Source organism: Chromobacterium sp. FG22 (assembly GCF_057809415.1).
The window spans coordinates 80689-98331 of record NZ_JBMDJX010000011.1; the positions used below are offsets into that span (position 1 = coordinate 80689).

Genomic DNA, 17643 nt, shown 5'->3' on the forward strand with positions numbered 1-17643 from the left:
TGGCTGCTGCGGCGCACTAAGAATTTCCCTACAGCGCGCGCCGTTTATCCCGACGGCAAAATCCGCCGCCCGCCGATGGCGGGCGCGCGCCGCGCTCCCTAGCATGGTTGGCGTACGCATTCACTTTCAGGTGTCGCCGCCATGTCCGCAGCCAGCGATGTGCTTGTCCGCTTCCTCAATGTCCAGAAAAGCTATGACGGCGAAAACCTCATCGTCAAAAACCTGAACCTGGACATCCGCCGCGGCGAATTCCTCACCCTGCTGGGGCCGTCCGGCTCCGGCAAGACCACCAGCCTGATGATGCTGGCCGGTTTCGAAACCCCCACCGGCGGCGAGATCCAGCTGGCCGGCCGCTCCCTCAACCGGGTGCCGCCGCACAAGCGCAACATCGGTATGGTGTTCCAGAACTACGCCTTGTTCCCGCACATGACGGTGGCGGAAAACCTGGCCTTCCCGCTGTCGGTGCGCGGGGTGTCCAAGGCGGACATCCAGGACAAGGTGAAGCGGGCGCTGGCCATGGTGCAGCTGGACGCCTTCGCCGGCCGCTATCCGGGCCAGATGTCGGGCGGCCAGCAGCAGCGGGTGGCGCTGGCGCGCGCGCTGGTGTTCGAGCCGCAGCTGGTGCTGATGGACGAACCGCTGGGCGCGCTGGACAAGCAATTGCGCGAACACATGCAGATGGAGATCAAGCATCTGCATCAGCGGCTGGGCGTCACCGTGGTCTACGTCACCCACGATCAGGGCGAGGCGCTGACCATGTCGGACCGGGTGGCGGTGTTTCACCAGGGCGAAATCCAGCAGATCGACGCGCCGGCCCAGCTCTACGAGCGGCCGGACAACGCCTTCGTCGCCAACTTCATCGGCGAGAACAATCGCTTGCCAGGCACCCTGCTGAGCCAGGACGGCGAGCGCTGCCTGGTGGAACTGGAGCGCGGCGAACGGGTGACGGCGTTGGCGGTGAAGGTGGGCGAGGCCGGCAGCCCGGTGTCGCTGTCCATCCGGCCCGAACGCATCCTGCTCAACGGCCATAGCGAGCGCTGCGACAACCGCTTCTCCGGCCGGGTGGCCGAATTCATCTATCTGGGCGACCACGTGCGCGTGCGCATGGAGGTGTGCGGCAAGCCCAACTTCTTCGTCAAACAAGCCATCGCCGAACTGGACGCCACGCTCGCCGTCGGCGACGTGGTGCCGCTGGGCTGGCAGGTGGAGCATGTGCGCGCGCTCGATCCGCTGGTTCACGAATAGCAAGGCGCGACGCCGCTCCCTTTGCACAGGAGGACCTGGAATGTCTGCAAGCATCAAGCTGGCCGTCACGGCCCTGGGTTTGGCTTTCGCGGGCCAAGCCATGGCGGCCGCTGTGACCGTGATCTCGTTCGGTGGCGCGGGAAAGTCCGCCCAGGACAAGGCGTATTACCGCCCCTTCCAGCGGGAGACCGGCATCAAGGTGATCGGGGCGGAATACAACGGCGAGATGGCCAAGATCAAGGCCATGGTCGATAGCCGCAGCGTGTCGTGGGACGTGGTTGAGGTCGAGCCGGCGGCGCTGGCGCGCGGCTGCGACGAAGGCCTGTTCGAAAAGCTGGATTACAGCAAGATCGGCAAGCCCGCGGATTTTCTCGCCGGCGCGGTGCAAAGCTGCGGGATAGGCATGAACGTCTGGTCCATCGTCCTGGCCTACAACGCCGACAAGCTGAAAACGGCGCCGGCCGGCTGGAAGGATTTCTGGGACGTGAAGACCTTCCCGGGCAAGCGCGGTCTGCGCAAGGGCGCGCAGGACAATCTGGAGTTCGCGCTGATGGCGGATGGCGTCGCCCCGAAGGACGTTTACAAGGTACTGGCCACGCCGACGGGCGTCGATCGGGCCTTCCGCAAGCTGGACCAGCTCAGGCCGAACATCCAGTGGTGGGAAGCCGGTTCCCAGCCGCCGCAGTTTCTGGTTTCGGGCGATGTGGTGATGAGCTCGGCCTATAACGGCCGCATTTCCGAAGCGAGGAAGGAAGGCAAGAACCTGAAGGCGGTCTGGAACGGCTCGGTTTACAACTACGACTACTGGGCGATTCCCAAGGGCAGCCCGCGCAAGGACGACGCGCTGAAGTTCATCCGCTTCGCCACGCAGCCGGCCAATCAGAAAGTCTATGCCGACACCATCGATTACGGCGTCACCCACCGCAAGGCGATCCAGATGCTGGACGCGACAAGGAGCCGGGATCTGCCGACCTCGCCGCGGAATCTCGCGGTGGCGCTGAGCGAGGACACGGCGTTTTGGGTGGACAGGAGCGAGGAGCTCGAGCAGCGCTTCAACGCCTGGGTGGCCAAGTCCAAGTAAGCGCGGTTGCCGCGGCGCCCGCCGGCGTCGCCAGTTGGCCCCCCGGATGGGGGCGGATGCACAACACACCGAGGTCATGATGGAACGCTCAGCAAAGCTCAGCCCTGCCCCGCAGCAAGCCGCCCAGCCCGTGGAGTCGGAAGGGGAGCGGCAACTACGTCGAGAACTGGCGGCCTGTTATCGGCTGATCGCGCACTTTCGCATGAGCGATCTGATCTCGACGCATATCTCGGTGCGCTTGCCAGGGCCGGAACACCATTTCCTGATCAACCCCTACGGGCTGATGTTCGACGAAATCACCGCGTCCAGCCTGGTCAAGATCGGTCTCGACGGCCGGGCGCTGGACGAGAACGACGCCCTGGTCAATCCGGCCGGCTTCGTCATCCACAGCGCCATCCACTCGGCAAGACCGGATGCCCAGTGCGTGCTGCACACCCATACCCGGGCCGGCTGCGCGGTGGCGGCGCTGGCGGAGGGCTTGTTGCCGGTGAACCAGATGTCGATGGAGTTCTACGGGAAGGCGGCGTACCACGATTACGAAGGCATCGCCCTGGACCTCAACGAGCAGGCGCGCCTGGTGCGGGATCTGGGCGACAAGCCGGTGCTGATCCTGCGCAACCACGGCTTGCTGACCGTGGGGGAGACGGTCAAGCAGGCTTTCCTGCGCATGTACTACCTGGAGAAGGCCTGCGACATCCAGCTGAGCGCGCAGGCGGCCGGAGCCTTGCGCCTGCCGTCCGTGGCGGTTTGCCGGCGGACCGAGCGCCAGTTCAACGAGCCGGAGCGCGAGGTGGGCGAGCGGGAGCTGAAGGACGATAGGTTCGTCGACCTGGCCTGGGCGGCGCTGCTGCGCCTGCTGGACCGGCTCGATCCCGGCTACAAACTTTGACCGGGACGGGCGGCTGCCGCGGCCCGGCCAGCGGGCAAGCGGCGTTGACATAAAGGAGGTAGGGGTCATGGCGATACACGGTAAATCCTTGCTTCTGGCTTGCGCCGCGCTGGCGGCCAGTCAGGCGCAGGCGCTGACCATCGTGTCATTCGGCGGCGCCAACCAGGCCGCCCAGGTTCAGGCCTATTACCAGCCCTTCCAGCGCGCCACCGGCATCAAGGTGCTGGCCGGCGAATACAACGGCGAAATGGCCAAGGTCAAGGCGATGGTGGCGGCGCGGAGCGTGTCCTGGGACGTGCTGGAGGTGGAAGCGCCGGAACTGGCGCGGGGCTGCGACGAAGGCTTGTTCGAAAAGCTGGACCCGGCGCTGGCCGGCGCGCGCGCAGAGGTGGTCGATGGCGCGCTGCAACCCTGCGGCATCAGCCTCTTCGTCTGGTCCAATGTGCTGGCTTACAGCGCGGACAAGCTGAAGACCGCGCCGCGCGGCTGGGCCGATTTCTGGGACGTGAAGCGTTATCCCGGCAAGCGCGGCATGCGCAAGGGCGCCAAATACACGCTGGAAATCGCCTTGCTGGCCGACGGCGTTGCCGCCAAGGACGTGTATCGCCTGCTGGCCACGCCGGCCGGCGTGGAGCGCGCCTTCAAGAAGCTGGCCCAGCTCAAACCTTATATCCAGTGGTGGGAGGCCGGCGCGCAGCCGCCGCAATACCTGGCCTCCGGCGACGTGGCGATGAGCTCGGCCTACAACGGCCGCATCGCCTCGGCCCAGCAAGAGGGCCGGAATCTGAAGATAGTTTGGGACGGCAGCCTGTATGACTTTGTCTACTGGGCCATCCCCAAGGGCGCGCAACAGGGCGCGGCGGCAAGGCGTTTCATCGCTTTCGCCAGCCGGCCGGAAGCCCAGGCGGCGTATTCGCGACAGATGGCCTATGGCCCGATCAATCGCCAGGCGATGGCGCTGTTGGCGCCGGCGCGACAACTCGAACTGCCCACCGCGCCGGCAAATCTGCAAAGCGCGGTACGGGTGGATTTCAACTTTTGGGCCGACCACGGCGAAAGCCTGGAGCAGCGCTTCAATGCCTGGGCCCTGCGTTGATGGTCGGTTTTGAAAGCCACGCCGGCCTGGCCGGCGTCACGATGCAGTCAATAAGGAGAATGAGGATGGCAGTTGGACAAGGGTTCATCCTGCTGGGCGCCGCGCTGGCATTGGCCGGCGCCGCCCAGGCCCGGGATCTGACCGTGATTTCCTTTGGCGGCGCCAGCAAGGCGGCGCAGACCAAGGCCTATTACCAGCCGTTTCAGCAAGCCACCGGCATCAAGATTCTGGCCGGCGAGTACAACGGCGAAATGGCCAAGCTCAAGGCGATGGTGGACACCAAGAGCGTGTCCTGGGATGTGCTGGAAGTGGAGTCGCCGGAGCTGGCGCGCGGCTGTGACGAAGGGCTGTTCGAGCGGCTGGATTACGCGCGCATCGGCAATAAGGCGGATTTCCTGCCGGGAGCGGCCCAAGCCTGCGGCATCGGCACCCTGGTCTGGTCCACCGCTTTGGCCTACAACGCGGACAAACTCAAGACCGCGCCGCGCGGCTGGGCCGATTTCTGGGACGTGAAGCGTTATCCCGGCAAGCGCGGCATGCGCAAGGGCGCCAAATACACTTTGGAGATCGCTCTGCTGGCCGACGGCGTTCCGGCCAAGGACGTGTATCGCCTGCTGGCCACGCCGGCCGGCGTGGAGCGCGCCTTCAAGAAGCTGGCCCAGCTCAAGCCGCATATCCAGTGGTGGGAAGCCGGCGCGCAACCGCCGCAATACCTGGCCTCCGGCGACGTGGTGATGAGTTCCGCCTACAACGGCCGCATCGCCGCGGCGCAGAAAGAGGGCAAGAAACTGAAAATCGTCTGGGACGGCAGCCTGTACGACTTCGACTCCTGGGCCATTCCCAAGGGCTCGCCCAACAAGGACGCTGCTTACCGCTTCATTGCCTTCGCCAGCAAGCCGGAAAACCAGAAGGTTTATTCGCAGAACATCGCCTACGGTCCCAGCAACAAGCGGGCGATTCCGCTGCTGGACAAGAACGAGCTGCCGGATTTGCCGACCGCGCCGCAGAACATGAGGAATGCCTTGAAGGTGGATATAGAGTTTTGGGCCGATCACGGCGAAAGCCTGGAGCAGCGCTTCAATGCCTGGGCCCTGCGTTGATGGTCGGTTTTGAAAGCCACGCCGGCTTGGCCGGCGTCACGATGCAGTCAACAAGGAGAATGAGGATGGCGTTTAAACAAAAATGCATGCTGCTGGGCGCCGCGCTGGCTTTGGCCGGCGCGGCTTCGGCCAAGGATTTGACGGTGATTTCCTACGGCGGCGCCAACAAGGACGCCCAGGCCAAGGCTTATTACGCGCCCTTCCAGAAGAGCAGCGGGCTCAAGCTGGTCAGCGGCGAATATAACGGCGAAATGGCCAAGCTCAAGGCCATGGTGGACACCAAGAGCGTGTCCTGGGACGTGTTGGAAGTGGAGTCGCCGGAACTGGTGCGCGGCTGCGACGAAGGCCTGCTGGAGCGGCTGGATTACGCGCGCATCGGCAATAAGGCCGACTTCGTGCCCGGCGCGGCCCAGCCCTGCGGCATCGGCATCTTCGTCTGGTCCACCGCGCTGGCCTACAACGCCGACAAGCTGAAGACCGCGCCGGCCGGCTGGAAGGATTTCTGGGACCTGAAGAAATTCCCCGGCAAGCGCGGCCTGCGCAAGGGCGCTAAGGGCACGCTGGAGATTGCGCTGCTGGCCGACGGCGTGGCCGCCAAGGACGTCTATCCGGCGCTGGGCACGCCGGCCGGCGTGGACCGCGCCTTCAAGAAGCTGGACCAGATCAAGCCCTATCTGCAGTGGTGGGAGGCCGGCGCGCAGCCGCCGCAATACCTGGCCTCCGGCGATGTGGTGATGAGCTCCGCCTTCAACGGCCGCATCGCGGTGGCGCGCAAGGAGGGCAAGAACCTGAAAGTGGTGTGGAACGGCAATCTCTACGACTTCGATTACTGGTCGATTCCCAAGGGCACGCCCAAGCGCGACCAGGCTTACCAGTTCATCGCCTTCGCCAGCAAGCCGGAAAACCAGAAGGTTTATTCGCAGAACATCGCCTACGGTCCCAGCAACAAGCGGGCGATTCCGCTGCTGGACAAGAACGAGCTGCCGGATTTGCCGACCGCGCCGCAGAACATCAAGGACGCGCTGAAGATTAATCTGGAGTTCTGGGCCGACCACGCGGAGAACCTGGAGCAGCGTTTCAACGCCTGGGCGGCGAAGTAGGGCGCTCATCCTTCATTTAGCGGAGGCCGCCTTTCGGCGGCCATAACGGAGTAAGGCCATGACGGCTTCCACGGTATCCCATTCCCGCGCGTCCGCGCCGGACGAGCGGCCTCTGAAGGCGCGGCTGGCCCGGGCGGAGCGGCTGGGCAAGCTCAAGTCGTTGGCGCTGGTGTCGCCGCTGCTGCTGTTCTTGCTGCTGACTTTCATCGTGCCCATCGGCGCGCTGCTGTTGCGCAGCGTGGACAACCCGGAAGTGGCGGGTTCGCTGCCGCGCACGGTGCGGGCGCTGGCGGCCTGGGACGGCAAATCGCTGCCGCCGGAGGCGGCTTACCGCGCGCTGGCCGACGATGTGCGGCTGGCCGGCGAGCGCCAGACGCTGGGCGATCTGGGCAAGCGGCTGAATATGGAGGTGCCCGGCTACCGCAGCCTGCTGGGCAAGACCTCGCGCGCCTTGCCGCTGGAGCCGGCGCCGGCCTCGTTCAAGCAGGCGCTGACCGAGCTGGACGAACGCTGGGGCGACCCGGCCTACTGGCTGGCGATACGCCGCAACCAGTCCGCCTACACGCCGTATTATCTGCTGGCGGCGCTGGATCACCGCATCGACGACCTGGGCGAACTCAGCCGCGCGATGCCGGATCAGGGCATTTACCTGAGTGTGTTCGCCCGCACGTTCTGGATGAGCCTGGTGGTGACCGCGCTGTGCCTGCTGCTGGCCTATCCGCTGGCCTATCTCTTGGCCAGCCTGCCCACGCGCCGCAGCAATCTGCTGATGATCATGGTGCTGCTGCCGTTCTGGACCTCGGTGCTGGTGCGGGTGGCCGCCTGGATCGTGCTGCTGCAGTCCGGCGGCCTGATCAACGCCGCTTTGCTGAGCCTGGGCCTGATCGAGCAGCCGTTGCAGCTGGTGTTCAACCGCGTCGGCGTCTACATCGCCATGGTGCACATCCTGCTGCCCTTCATGATTCTGCCCATCTACAGCGTGATGAAGGGCATCTCTCCCAGCTATCTGCGCGCGGCGATCTCGCTGGGCTGCCACCCCTTCGCCGGCTTCTGGCGGGTGTACGCGCCGCAGACCGTGGCCGGGGTGGGCGCCGGCTGCCTGCTGGTGTTCATCCTGTCCATAGGCTATTACATCACCCCGGCCTTGCTGGGCAGCCCCAACGACCAGATGGTCAGCTATTTCGTCGCCTTCTACACCAACACCACCATCAACTGGGGCATGGCCACCGCGCTGGGCGGCCTGCTGTTGGCGGCCACCTTGCTGCTGTACGCGGTCTACCACCGGCTGGTGGGCAGCGAACGGCTGCGGCTGGGCTGAACCGCCGCCTGGACCCAACCGATACTGGAGAGCCAAACCGATGCCAAGCCATCACACCTTGCCGGAAGAACGGCTGTGGTTTTACCTGCACCGCCTGCTGGGCGGCCTGACGCTGCTGTTCCTGGTGCTGCCGGTGCTGGTGATCATCCCGCTGTCTTTCAACGCCAGCGCCTTCCTGGTCTATCCGCTCAGCGGCTTTTCCCTGCGCTGGTATCAGGAGTTCTTCTCCTCGGCGGAGTGGATGCGCGCCTTGCAGAACAGCCTGATCGTCGCGCCGCTGGCCACCGTGCTGGCGATGACGCTGGGCACGCTGGCCGCCGTCGGTCTGACCCGCGCCGAGTTTCCCGGCAAGGGCCTGCTGATGGCGGTGTTGATCTCGCCCATGGTGGTGCCGGTGGTGATCGTCGGCGTGGCCGGCTATCTGTTCTTCGCGCCCCTGGGCATGGACAACAGCTATCTGACGCTGGTGCTGCTGCACGCGGCGCTGGGCGTGCCCTTTGTGGTGATCACCGTCAGCGCCACGTTGCAGGGCTTCAACCGCAATCTGGTGCGGGCCGCCGCCAGCCTGGGCGCGTCGCCGCTGCGGGTGTTCTTCAAGGTGACGCTGCCGCTGATCGCGCCGGGGGTGATTTCCGGCGCGCTGTTCGCCTTCGGCACCTCCTTCGACGAGGTGGTGGTGACGCTGTTCGTCGCCGGGCCGGGCCAGGCGACGCTGCCGCGGGCGATGTTCGGCGGCATACGCGAAAACCTCAGCCCCGCCATCGCCGCGGCGGCCACGCTGTTGATCGGGTTTTCGGTGCTGATGCTGCTGACGCTGGAGTGGCTGCGCGGCCGTGCCGAGCGGCTGCGCAGCCGGCCCGGGGTCTGAATACCGGCTTGGCCCTACTTTGGGAGGGGTTGAATTTCAGCCAAGCTGCCGCACACTAGGAGGCATTCACCCCCTGAAACCAAATGAGGAATTCCCACATGGCTACCGTTACTCTGCGCGGCAATCCGGTTGAAGTGGCTGGCGCGCTGCCGGCCAAGGGCCAGCAAGCCCCGGCCCTGACCCTGACCTCCGCCGACCTGGCCGAAGTCAAACTGGACAACTACGCCGGCAAGAACAAGGTGCTGAACATTTTCCCGAGCGTGGACACGCCGACCTGCGCGATGTCGGTGCGCAAGTTCAACGAACGCGCGGCCAAGCTGGCCGACACCGTGGTGCTCTGCGTTTCCGCCGACCTGCCGTTTGCGCAGAAGCGCTTCTGCGGCGCCGAGGGCATCGACAATGTGGTGACCCTGTCCACCTTCCGCAACCCGCAGTTCGCCGCCGACTACGGCGTCAAGCTGGCCTCCGGCCCGCTGGCCGGCCTGACCGCCCGCGCGGTGGTGGTGCTGGACAAGGACAACAAGGTGCTGCATAGCGAGCTGGTGGCCGAGATCGGCGAAGAGCCGAACTACGACGCCGCGCTGGCCGCGCTGTAAGCGACGTTGCCGCAGACCAAACCCGCCGGTGCGAATCGGCGGGTTTTTTGCGCCCCGGCTCCGGCGCCAATCCGCCATCAGGTCAAAATAATCCTATAGTGGATCCATCACAGCGGTTTTAAATCTTTATCTTCACAAGATTCGACCTTAAGCCCTGTGACAAAGGCGCTGCCCATCCCGCTTAACGGCCCACGTTCTTATGCCCCCCATGCTCAAACGACACAAGGCGTCATGCTCGCTTGCATTACGGAATGCCTCTGGAGGACTCGTGGCTAAGCGGCTGCTCTTTACCCTCTTATTGCTGGGAGGCGCGCCAAGCTGCTTGGCGGAGCAGCTTCTATCCCTGCAGTATCGGGACAAACCACCCTACAGCTATAGCCAAAATGGAAAACCGGCCGGTTTTTTATTGGAGCGGACCATTGAAATTTTACACCGCGCGGCCGTGCCGGCGGAGTTTGAGGAAGTGCCTGCCAAACGCATTCTCAGTAATATTCAAGCCAATAAGAAATTGATTTGCTCCCCAGGCTGGTATAAAACCCCTGAGCGCGAGGCCTTTGCCTTGTTTTCCTCGGCCATTCATCAAGACAAGCCGCATCTGATATTGGCGAACGTCAAATCCGCGAAAAACATCCAGAAATTGGGCACGTTAAAAGCGCTGTTCGCCAGCCATGAATTCAAGCTTGGCAAAGTTTCCGGCGTGTCTTACGGCACAGAATTGGATGCGATGATTGATCATGCCGCCGCCGCCGTGATGGATTCGACGGTGACACCGGGCGAACTGGCTCAAATGATCGTCTCTCAACGTGCCGACTATATGCTGATCGATGTCGAGGATTACAAATTTCTGCTGCAGAAAAAAGAAATCGATTCAACAAAATTGACGATTTTGACATTCAAGGACATTCCCGAGGGGCTTAAGCGCTACATCATGTGCAGCAAGCAGGCCAGTCCCGAGCTTATGCAGCGGATTGATCAATCCATACACCTCCCTCCCTGATCCGGCCTGCGGCTATCCCGCGCGCGCTGTTTCCTGCCGGCGTCCTCCCTTGACGGTCTTCGCCAGCCTGTTTAGGCTTGGTCCCGCGTCGTGTCCAATCACACGGCGCAGGGTTTGCAGGCCCATCATTTAACTCTCCCGCAGACACAACGGTCCGCTTTGGCGCCGTTACGTCTGCTGCCACGCCGTACCCATTCGGGGCGGGCCGTGGCAGGGAGTCCTCTGGACTGCCGGTTCTTTGGAAGAAGCTAGCCGGTCTTGCCACCTTGTCATGTGCCTGCCCTAGCCTCGCCTGGGCAGGTTTCCAAAGATGACATGGAGACCGTGATGACCTTCTCTACCTTTCCCCCCGCAATGCCCCCTCCCGCCTACCCCCATGGCGCAGGAGAACGCCCCGAACCCGCCGCCGCGCCGGTAATGGAGCAACTGCATTCCTGCGCTCAGCGCTTGCCCGCCGCCGCCGGCAATGTGCTGCTGCTGGGTGAGCTGGGCCGCCAATTGAACGATTGCTATATCCAACTGGACTCCGCCCTGTTGAGCGGGGTGATGGACATCCGCGCCGCCCACACCGGGCTGTTGGCGCTGCTGACCTTGCTGGAACGTCGCGACGAGCCCTTGCTGTTCAGCAGCGAGGAAGCGCTGGCCTTGCTGGAGCCGATACAGCAGCGTTTGCAACGCGGTCTGGAGCACGTCAACGGCGTGCTGTGACGCTTGGACAGGGAGGGCATGGCCATGATGAAGCTGCTGATCCAACACAATGAGGCGCTCAAAGGCGCGGCGCGTTTAATCGTCGATTACGAGATGCGCCTGGGAGTGATTGCGCTGAAGGACACCAACCCGCTCCATCCGGACAACACCGCGGCGGTTCAGCGGCAGATCAAGCGGGCGCTGGCGGATTTTTATTATTGGAGCCGGTGGCAGGGCAAGCACGAGCCGGCCCGCGCCGCCTTATTGGCGATGTGGGCGTCCGGGAAATGGAGCAGCCGCGATCTCTGCGCGCAGCGATGTTATCTCTTGGCGGGCTTCCGCAACGTAACTACCGCCCGTCTGGCGCTGGTGGGCGCGCCGATACCGGACCCTGACGCCGTCCAACGCCAACGCGCCGCGTGGGAAACGCCGTAGCCGGCTGTCCTTGCACCCGTTTCCGCCTGGGTATCGCTGCGCTCCTCCCACCCTACGGTTGGGGCCGCGTTGGGTAGGGGGAAGCCGTCAGAACGTGTTCACGCCCTTGCGGGCGTGAACGGTTGCTTAATAGGGCTTATTGGGCAGGAACTTGCCGTCCAGGGTGATCACTGCGCGCTCGCCGCCGTCCGGGTCTTCCACTTTGCGGATGTCCAGCTTGAAGTTGATGGCGCTGATGATGCCGTCGCCAAACTTCTCGTGCACCAAGGCCTTCAACGTGGTGCCGTAGATCTGGATCATTTCATAGAAGCGGTAAATGGTGGGGTCGGTGGGAATGCCGCCGGGAATGCTGCCGCGCAGCGGAATGGTTTGCAGCTGCAGAGCGTCCGCGGCGTTCAGGCCCAGCCGTTCGCAGACCAGCTCCGCCGCGAGCTTGGACAGCGCGTGCTGGCCCAGCACGGCGGCGGTGACATAGGCCAGACTGAGGCCGGTACCGGCGGCCAACTGCTCCCAGCTCAGGTCTTTCAAGGCCTTGGCGGCCAGGGCGCGGGCGGTCAATTCCAGGCGGGGGTCTTGGTGGATATTGGCGTGTTGCATGGTGTGGTCCTTTCTTCAGGTTTACGGGAGGCGCCGGTTTCAGGCGGCGCGGGTCAGCGGAAAATCCGCTAGGGAAACGAAGCGCTGGCTGGCGTGGTCCAGGGCCAGGACGGCGCCGGTTTCAATGTCGTAGACCCAGCCGTGCAGGGTCAGCCGGCCCTGGCGCATCGCCAGCGCCACCGAGGGATGGGTCTTGAGGTTGGCCAGCTGCGCGACGACGTTTTCCTTGACCATGTCGTCCAGCCGCTGGCGGGCGTCGTCGTGATGGCGCGCCGCGTTCACCACTTTGGCGGAGTCGGCGTGGCGCAGCCAGCCGGCCACCGCTGGCAGATGGTCCAGGCAGCGGCCGTTGGCGATCGCCGTCATCGCGCCGCAGTCGGAATGGCCGCAGACCACGATGTCGGCGACGCCCAGCGCCGCCACCGCGTACTCCACGGAGGCGGTGACGCCGCCCGGTTCCGGCCCGTAGCTGGGGACGATATTGCCGGCGTTGCGGATCACGAACAGCTCGCCGGGCTCTTGCTGAGTCAGCAGCTCCGGCACCACGCGGCTGTCCGAGCAGGTGATGAACAGCGCGCCGGGGGCCTGGCTGTCGGCCAGTTGGCGAAACAGCGCCGAACGCTGGGGGTAGGCTTCCTGTTGGAATTTCAGAAAACCGTCGATGAGGGCTTGCATGGCTTGCTCCTTGGCGGGGAAGGGATGCGCCAAGGATGAAGCTTTTTCATCATAGGGTCCAAGACCGATATAGAATGATTTCCATAATTATTTCCTATAGTTTGGACGCATGATCCTTCGACATATCCGTTATCTGCAAGCGGTGGCCGAACACGGCAATTTCACCCGGGCGGCGGAGGCGCTGCATGTGTCGCAGCCCACGCTGTCGCAGCAGATCAAGCAATTGGAAGAGACGGTGGGCGCGCAGTTGCTGGACCGCAGCGGGCGGACGGTGCGGCCCACCGACGCCGGGGCCGCCTATCTGGAATACGCGCGCCGCGCGCTGCGCGAGCTGGAGGCGGCGCAGCGGGCCACCCGGGACGTGGGCGATCTGTCGCGCGGCAGCTTGCGGCTGGCGATGACGCCGACCTTCGCCAGTTATCTGCTGGGGCCGCTGGCGGCGCGGCTGCGCCGGCTCTATCCGGGCATAGAGCTATGCGTGCGTGAGGCGACGCTGGACGCGATTGAACGGGCCTTGCTGGAGGACGAGATCGATGTCGGGATCGCTTTCGATCAGGCGCGCTCGGCGGAGATAGACGCGCGGCCCTTGTTCCGGGAAACCCTGGCCGTGGTGGTGGGCGACGGCCATCCATGGCGTCGGGCGGGGGCGATAGGCGCGGAAGCGCTGGCGCAGGCGCCCTTGGCGCTGTTGAGCGCGGATTTTGCCACCCGCGGCCATATCGATCGTTACTTCCTGGCGCTGGGTCTGAAGCCGCGGATCGCGGTCCAGGCCAACAGCATCAGCGCGGTGATGGAAATCGTCCGCCACGGCGATTGCGCCACCATTTTGCCGCGCGCGATCACACGGCAGCATCCGGCGCTGAGCGCGGTGGGCTTGAGCACGCCCTTGCCGGCGCGCACGGCGGCGGCGCTGACGCGCAAAGACGCGTATCGCAGCGCCGCGGCGCGCGCGCTGATGCCTTTGCTGGATGCCTTGGGGAAGGAGTTGGGAGCGGAGGACGATAGGGAATAAGACGGCGCGGGCGGCGCGGAGCCGCCCGCTGCGGGGCCGACGGAGCGGCCCCCGGTAGGATTTAGGCTTGCTGGCCGGCCAGCTTGCCGCGCGGCGCGCTCTCGGCGGCCGCCATATCGGCCACCGCGCCGGCGTCGTGCTCGGCGTCCAGATAGCGGGTGCGCCAGCCGCTGTTGACGCCCCAGTAGTAGAAGCCCAGCGAGATCACCGCCACCACCGCCATGTCGGGGCCGTAGGGCAAGAGGCCGATGCCGCCGAAGTCCCGGCTGCCGATATAGGACATGAGGGCCATCGTCGGCAGGTAGAGCACCATCCACAGCGCGCCTTTCAGCTCGCGGCCGAATTCCGGCCAGCCGGCGCGGGCCTGATACCAGAAGTACACCGGCAAGGCGGCCACGATCAGGAAGATGATCTCGCCGGTCAGCGGCCAGCGCGCCCAGTACAGCACCAGGGACGCGCAGACGAAGGCGAAGGGCGCGATCACGCCGAGGCCGGCCAGGCGCAGCGGGCGCGGCAGGTCGGACGCGCAGCGGCGCAGCGAGGCCACGCTGATGGGGCCGGTCAGGTAGGAAATCACCGTGGCCACCGAGATCACCGCCGCCAGCGTGCCCCAGCCGCGGAAGAAGAACAGGAACACGAAGGAGATCGCCAGGTTGAACCACATCGCCGGACGCGGGATCTGGTACAGCGGGTGGATGCGGCCGAAGATCTCCGGCATGGTGCCGTTGCGCTGCATGCCGTAAATCATGCGCGAGGTGGTGGCCATATAGGTGGCGCCGGTGCCGCTGGGGCTGACGAAGGCGTCGAAGTACAGCAGCAGCATCAGCCAGTTCAGGCCCAGCGCCATCGCCAGTTGGGCGAAGGGGGAGCTGAAGTTCAGACCCTGCCAGCCGTGGGCCAGGTCCGCCGGCGACAGCGCGCCGATGAAGGCCACTTGCAGCGCCACATAGATCACCGCCGCCAGCAGGATGGAGCCCACCACGCCGAAGGGCACGCTCTTGCCCGGGTTGCGGGCCTCGCCGGCCAGGTTGATCGGGCTTTGGAAGCCGTTGAAGCTGAACACGATGCCGCTGGTGGCCACCGCCGTCATCACGCTGGCCCAGCCAAAGGGCGCGAAGCCGCCCGGGGTGTCTCCGCCCAGATTGCCGGGGTGGAAGCCGCTGTAGATCAGCGCGCCCACGGTCAGCGCCGGCACGATCACCTTGAAGATGGTGATGGCGCTATTGGCCTTGGCGAACAGGCGCACGCCCCAGTAGTTGAGCATGAAGTAGACGATGACCAGCAGCGCGGACAGCATCAGGCCGGGCGGGGTCAGTTCGCCGTTGGAGAACAGCTGCTGGGCCCAGGGATACGGCCAGGAGCTCATGTATTGCACCGAGGCCTCGGCCTCGATCGGGATCACCGAGACAATGGCGATCCAGTTGGCCCAGCCGGCGATGAAGCCGAGCAGGGAGCCGTGGGAGTAACGGGCGTAACGCACCATGCCGCCGCTTTCCGGGAACATGGCGCCCAGTTCCGCGTAGCTCAGCGCGATGGAGAGAATGATCACCATGCCGACTATCCAGGCGACGATGGCGGCCGGGCCGGCGATCTGGGCGGCGTGGGCGGCGCCGAACAGCCAGCCGGAACCGATGATGGAGCCCAGACCGGTCAGCATCAGGGCGATGGGGCCGATATGGCGGGAGTGTTGCTGTGTCAAAGGTATCTCCTGTCAAAAGAACCTGCTGACGATCCGCTGCGCGTCGTGAGGCGTCACACGGCGAGTACCGCTTCAGAATGCTGAAGCCGCTTTCGCCCTGTCCCGCCCTGGCTCGCGAGATCGTAAACAGCTTCTGAAAACCCGACGGTCCGGCGGAGTCAGCTCCGGACGCGGCGGGCAAGCGATGGGGACAAGTTCCGGCCACGGCGCGGCGGCTCCGCCGTCCTTGTGCGGACGGGGGCGGAGCGGGGCGGTGTCGGTGCGCTGGAGACGCCGGCGCGGAGGGCGTCGGCGAGCTTGTCCCGGGTGCCGGGTGGGCCCGGTCTGATGTGCTCTTTTATAAGAGGGGGCTAATCTACCTTTGCTTTTCATTACAGTATGTAACGAAATGTACTCGCTAGCTTATTTCAAACATGACAAAAGATTGAAAATGGCGAATCAAAGGGCGATCTATTGCGCGCTTAGGCCAATGGCAAGCGTTTGCCTTGAATAAATGCTCTATGTTTGATCCGGCGGCAATTTCCTGCCTAATTGCCGCCGGCGCGGCGGCTAGGCCGGCTGCTGCCGCAGCGGCCAATCCGGGGCCGCGGCGGGGGAAGGGGCGGGGTCCGGCGCGTCGATGCGGAACCAGCTCAGGGTCTGGTTCAAGTCCTGGGCCGCGGCGGCCAAGTGCTGCATCACCGGCGCGGCTTGCTGCATCTGTTGATCGATGGAGGCGGCCAGATGCGCGACCTCGTGGCCGTGCTGGCGGATGTCGCCGCCGGCGCGGGCCTGGGCGGCGCTGTGTTCGCGGATGTCGGCCATCAAGCGGTTCAAGCGCTCCAGCCCGGCGTCCACTTGCAGCAGCGCCTGATCCAGCGCCTGCTGCGAATCCAGCTTGTCGGCGCAGGCGCCGCCGGCCTGCTCCAGCGCGGCGTGCAGCGAGCCGGTGGCGCCTTCCACCCGGCCCAGCGCGTCGAAGATGCTGCCGGTGGCGGCGCGGGTGCGCTCCGACAATTTGCGCACCTCGTCGGCCACCACGGCGAAGCCGCGGCCGCTTTCGCCGGCGCGCGCGGCTTCGATCGCGGCGTTGAGCGCCAGTAGATTGGTCTGTTCGGCCACGTCGCGGATCAGGCCGCTGACGCCGGCGATGTCGTCCAGGCTGTGCTGGAGCTGGCGCATTTCCGTCTGCGCGCAGCCCATATTGTCGGCCAGCGTCCGCATCGTCTCGGCGTTGAGCCGGCCCAGTTCGCGCGCGCGTCCGGTATCGTCCGCCGCCTGGCGGGTATGGGCGTCCGCCTGTTGCAGATGGCCGGCCACGATCTGGGCGCTGTCGGCCACCGCGTGGGCGGCCTCGTTGCTCAGCTTGGCCTTGGCGCTTTGCTGGCGGCTGGCGTCGGCCGCTTGCAAGGTCAGCAATTGCAGCCGTTGGCAATCGGCGCCGCTGCGGCGGGCGTCGGCCTCCACCCTGCGCAGCAAATCGCTCAGCTTGTTCAGGAACTGATTCAGGCGGCCGGCGGTGGCGGCCAGCTCGTCGCGGCCCTGGGCCGGCAGCCGCATCGCCAGATTGCCTTCCCCCAGCGCGTCGGCGGAGGCGGCCATCGCTTGCAACTGCCGTTTCAGCCGCCGCGCCAGCGTCAGCTGCATCGCCGTCACCACTAGGCTGGCCAGCGCCAGCGGCCCCAGGGTCAGCCAGGCCAGGCCTTGCAGCGTGTCCTGCAGTTGCGCGGTTTCCTGGGCCAGCCGGTTTTGCTCCTGCGCCTGCTGGCGGTCCAGCAGGGCCGCCAGCGGCTGCAAGCTTTGCTGCCAAGCCTGTTCCGGTATGGACAGCGCGTCCTGCGGCGCGGTCTCGGCGATGGCCAGCGCGCTGCTCAGATTGCGCTCGTAATCCTGCCACAGCCGGCCCACGGCCTGACGGAAGGCGGCGGCTTCACTGGCGGGCAGGCCGGCGGCGATCTCGCCGGTCAGCCGCGCGACGGTCAGGCTGGTTTCCCGCAGCCGCGCCGGGCTGTCCGGCAGCAGCGGGTCCAGCCGCGACAGCTGCAGCACGCCGGCCTTGAGTTGGTACAGGCCGGCGCTTAATTGTTGACGCGCGCTGTGGCGGTCCACCGCGCGGGTCAGGCCGCTCAACTGTTGTCCGGTGAGGATGAGGGCCAGCGCCAGGCTGGCGAGAGTGACGAGGATGGTCAGCCACAGACGTTTGGCCAATGTCATGATGGTGTCGTACGTTGCGATGCGGGAAGTGCCGCAGTCTAGGCGCGCGGGATGA

At 65.3% G+C, this 17643-nt stretch carries 17 protein-coding genes; 13 read left to right on the plus strand and 4 right to left on the minus strand.

The features are described 5' to 3' along the window. The first annotated feature begins 141 nt into the window (after nucleotides 1-141). From ACODSD_RS12850 to ACODSD_RS12905, 12 genes are all read left to right on the plus strand, one after another. Nucleotides 142-1245, plus strand: coding sequence for an ABC transporter ATP-binding protein (locus ACODSD_RS12850; RefSeq protein ID WP_107797948.1), 1104 nt, complete (start codon nucleotides 142-144; stop codon nucleotides 1243-1245). 40 nt (nucleotides 1246-1285) lie between these two features. Next, on the plus strand, nucleotides 1286-2326 hold the full coding sequence (locus ACODSD_RS12855) for an ABC transporter substrate-binding protein (RefSeq protein WP_488877512.1): 1041 nt from the start codon (nucleotides 1286-1288) through the stop codon (nucleotides 2324-2326). 79 nt (nucleotides 2327-2405) lie between these two features. Then, entirely contained in the window at nucleotides 2406-3215 is an 810-nt protein-coding gene (locus tag ACODSD_RS12860) for a class II aldolase/adducin family protein (RefSeq protein ID WP_227106601.1), read from the plus strand. A 67-nt stretch (nucleotides 3216-3282) separates the two neighbouring features. After that, nucleotides 3283-4311 (plus strand): ABC transporter substrate-binding protein, encoded by a 1029-nt coding sequence (locus ACODSD_RS12865; protein WP_488877513.1) that lies wholly within the window; start codon nucleotides 3283-3285, stop codon nucleotides 4309-4311. A 65-nt stretch (nucleotides 4312-4376) separates the two neighbouring features. Then, entirely contained in the window at nucleotides 4377-5411 is a 1035-nt protein-coding gene (locus ACODSD_RS12870) for an ABC transporter substrate-binding protein (RefSeq protein ID WP_488877514.1), read from the plus strand. 65 nt (nucleotides 5412-5476) lie between these two features. Beyond that, entirely contained in the window at nucleotides 5477-6511 is a 1035-nt protein-coding gene (locus ACODSD_RS12875) for an ABC transporter substrate-binding protein (RefSeq protein WP_107797952.1), read from the plus strand. 58 nt (nucleotides 6512-6569) lie between these two features. Further along, nucleotides 6570-7829, plus strand: a complete 1260-nt coding sequence (locus ACODSD_RS12880; RefSeq protein WP_107797953.1) for an ABC transporter permease — start codon at nucleotides 6570-6572, stop codon at nucleotides 7827-7829. A gap of 40 nt (nucleotides 7830-7869) precedes the next feature. Continuing rightward, a complete protein-coding gene (locus ACODSD_RS12885) occupies nucleotides 7870-8697 on the plus strand; it encodes an ABC transporter permease (RefSeq protein ID WP_227106607.1) in 828 nt (275 codons plus the stop codon). 98 nt (nucleotides 8698-8795) lie between these two features. Further along, nucleotides 8796-9293, plus strand: a complete 498-nt coding sequence (tpx, locus tag ACODSD_RS12890) for a thiol peroxidase (protein ID WP_043594076.1) — start codon at nucleotides 8796-8798, stop codon at nucleotides 9291-9293. Between the two features lie 268 nt (nucleotides 9294-9561). Continuing rightward, nucleotides 9562-10290 carry a substrate-binding periplasmic protein gene (locus ACODSD_RS12895; protein ID WP_227106609.1) on the plus strand — a complete coding sequence of 243 codons (729 nt, stop codon included), beginning with the start codon at nucleotides 9562-9564 and terminating at the stop codon, nucleotides 10288-10290. Nucleotides 10291-10617: 327 nt separating this feature from the next. Continuing rightward, complete coding sequence (locus tag ACODSD_RS12900) at nucleotides 10618-10998, plus strand: hypothetical protein (RefSeq protein ID WP_488877515.1); 381 nt, start codon at nucleotides 10618-10620, stop codon at nucleotides 10996-10998. 24 nt (nucleotides 10999-11022) lie between these two features. Further along, complete coding sequence (locus ACODSD_RS12905; RefSeq protein ID WP_488877516.1) at nucleotides 11023-11412, plus strand: hypothetical protein; 390 nt, start codon at nucleotides 11023-11025, stop codon at nucleotides 11410-11412. A 126-nt stretch (nucleotides 11413-11538) separates the two neighbouring features. Here the strand turns inward: ACODSD_RS12905 and cynS are convergent, their stop codons facing one another. Both cynS and ACODSD_RS12915 read right to left on the minus strand, forming a co-directional pair. Further along, nucleotides 11539-12009, minus strand: coding sequence for a cyanase (gene cynS, locus ACODSD_RS12910; RefSeq protein ID WP_107797958.1), 471 nt, complete (start codon nucleotides 12007-12009; stop codon nucleotides 11539-11541). Nucleotides 12010-12048: 39 nt separating this feature from the next. Next, on the minus strand, nucleotides 12049-12684 hold the full coding sequence (locus ACODSD_RS12915) for a carbonic anhydrase (protein ID WP_107801599.1): 636 nt from the start codon (nucleotides 12682-12684) through the stop codon (nucleotides 12049-12051). Nucleotides 12685-12793: 109 nt separating this feature from the next. Between ACODSD_RS12915 and cynR the strand changes: the two genes are divergently transcribed. Further along, complete coding sequence (gene cynR / locus ACODSD_RS12920; RefSeq protein ID WP_235084776.1) at nucleotides 12794-13696, plus strand: transcriptional regulator CynR; 903 nt, start codon at nucleotides 12794-12796, stop codon at nucleotides 13694-13696. Between the two features lie 61 nt (nucleotides 13697-13757). On the opposite strand, the gene ACODSD_RS12925 is transcribed toward cynR, so the two are convergent. Beyond that, entirely contained in the window at nucleotides 13758-15395 is a 1638-nt protein-coding gene (locus tag ACODSD_RS12925; protein ID WP_199225790.1) for an APC family permease, read from the minus strand. Nucleotides 15396-15944: 549 nt separating this feature from the next. After that, nucleotides 15945-17588, minus strand: a complete 1644-nt coding sequence (locus ACODSD_RS12930; RefSeq protein WP_235084773.1) for a methyl-accepting chemotaxis protein — start codon at nucleotides 17586-17588, stop codon at nucleotides 15945-15947. Nucleotides 17589-17643 lie beyond the last annotated feature (55 nt).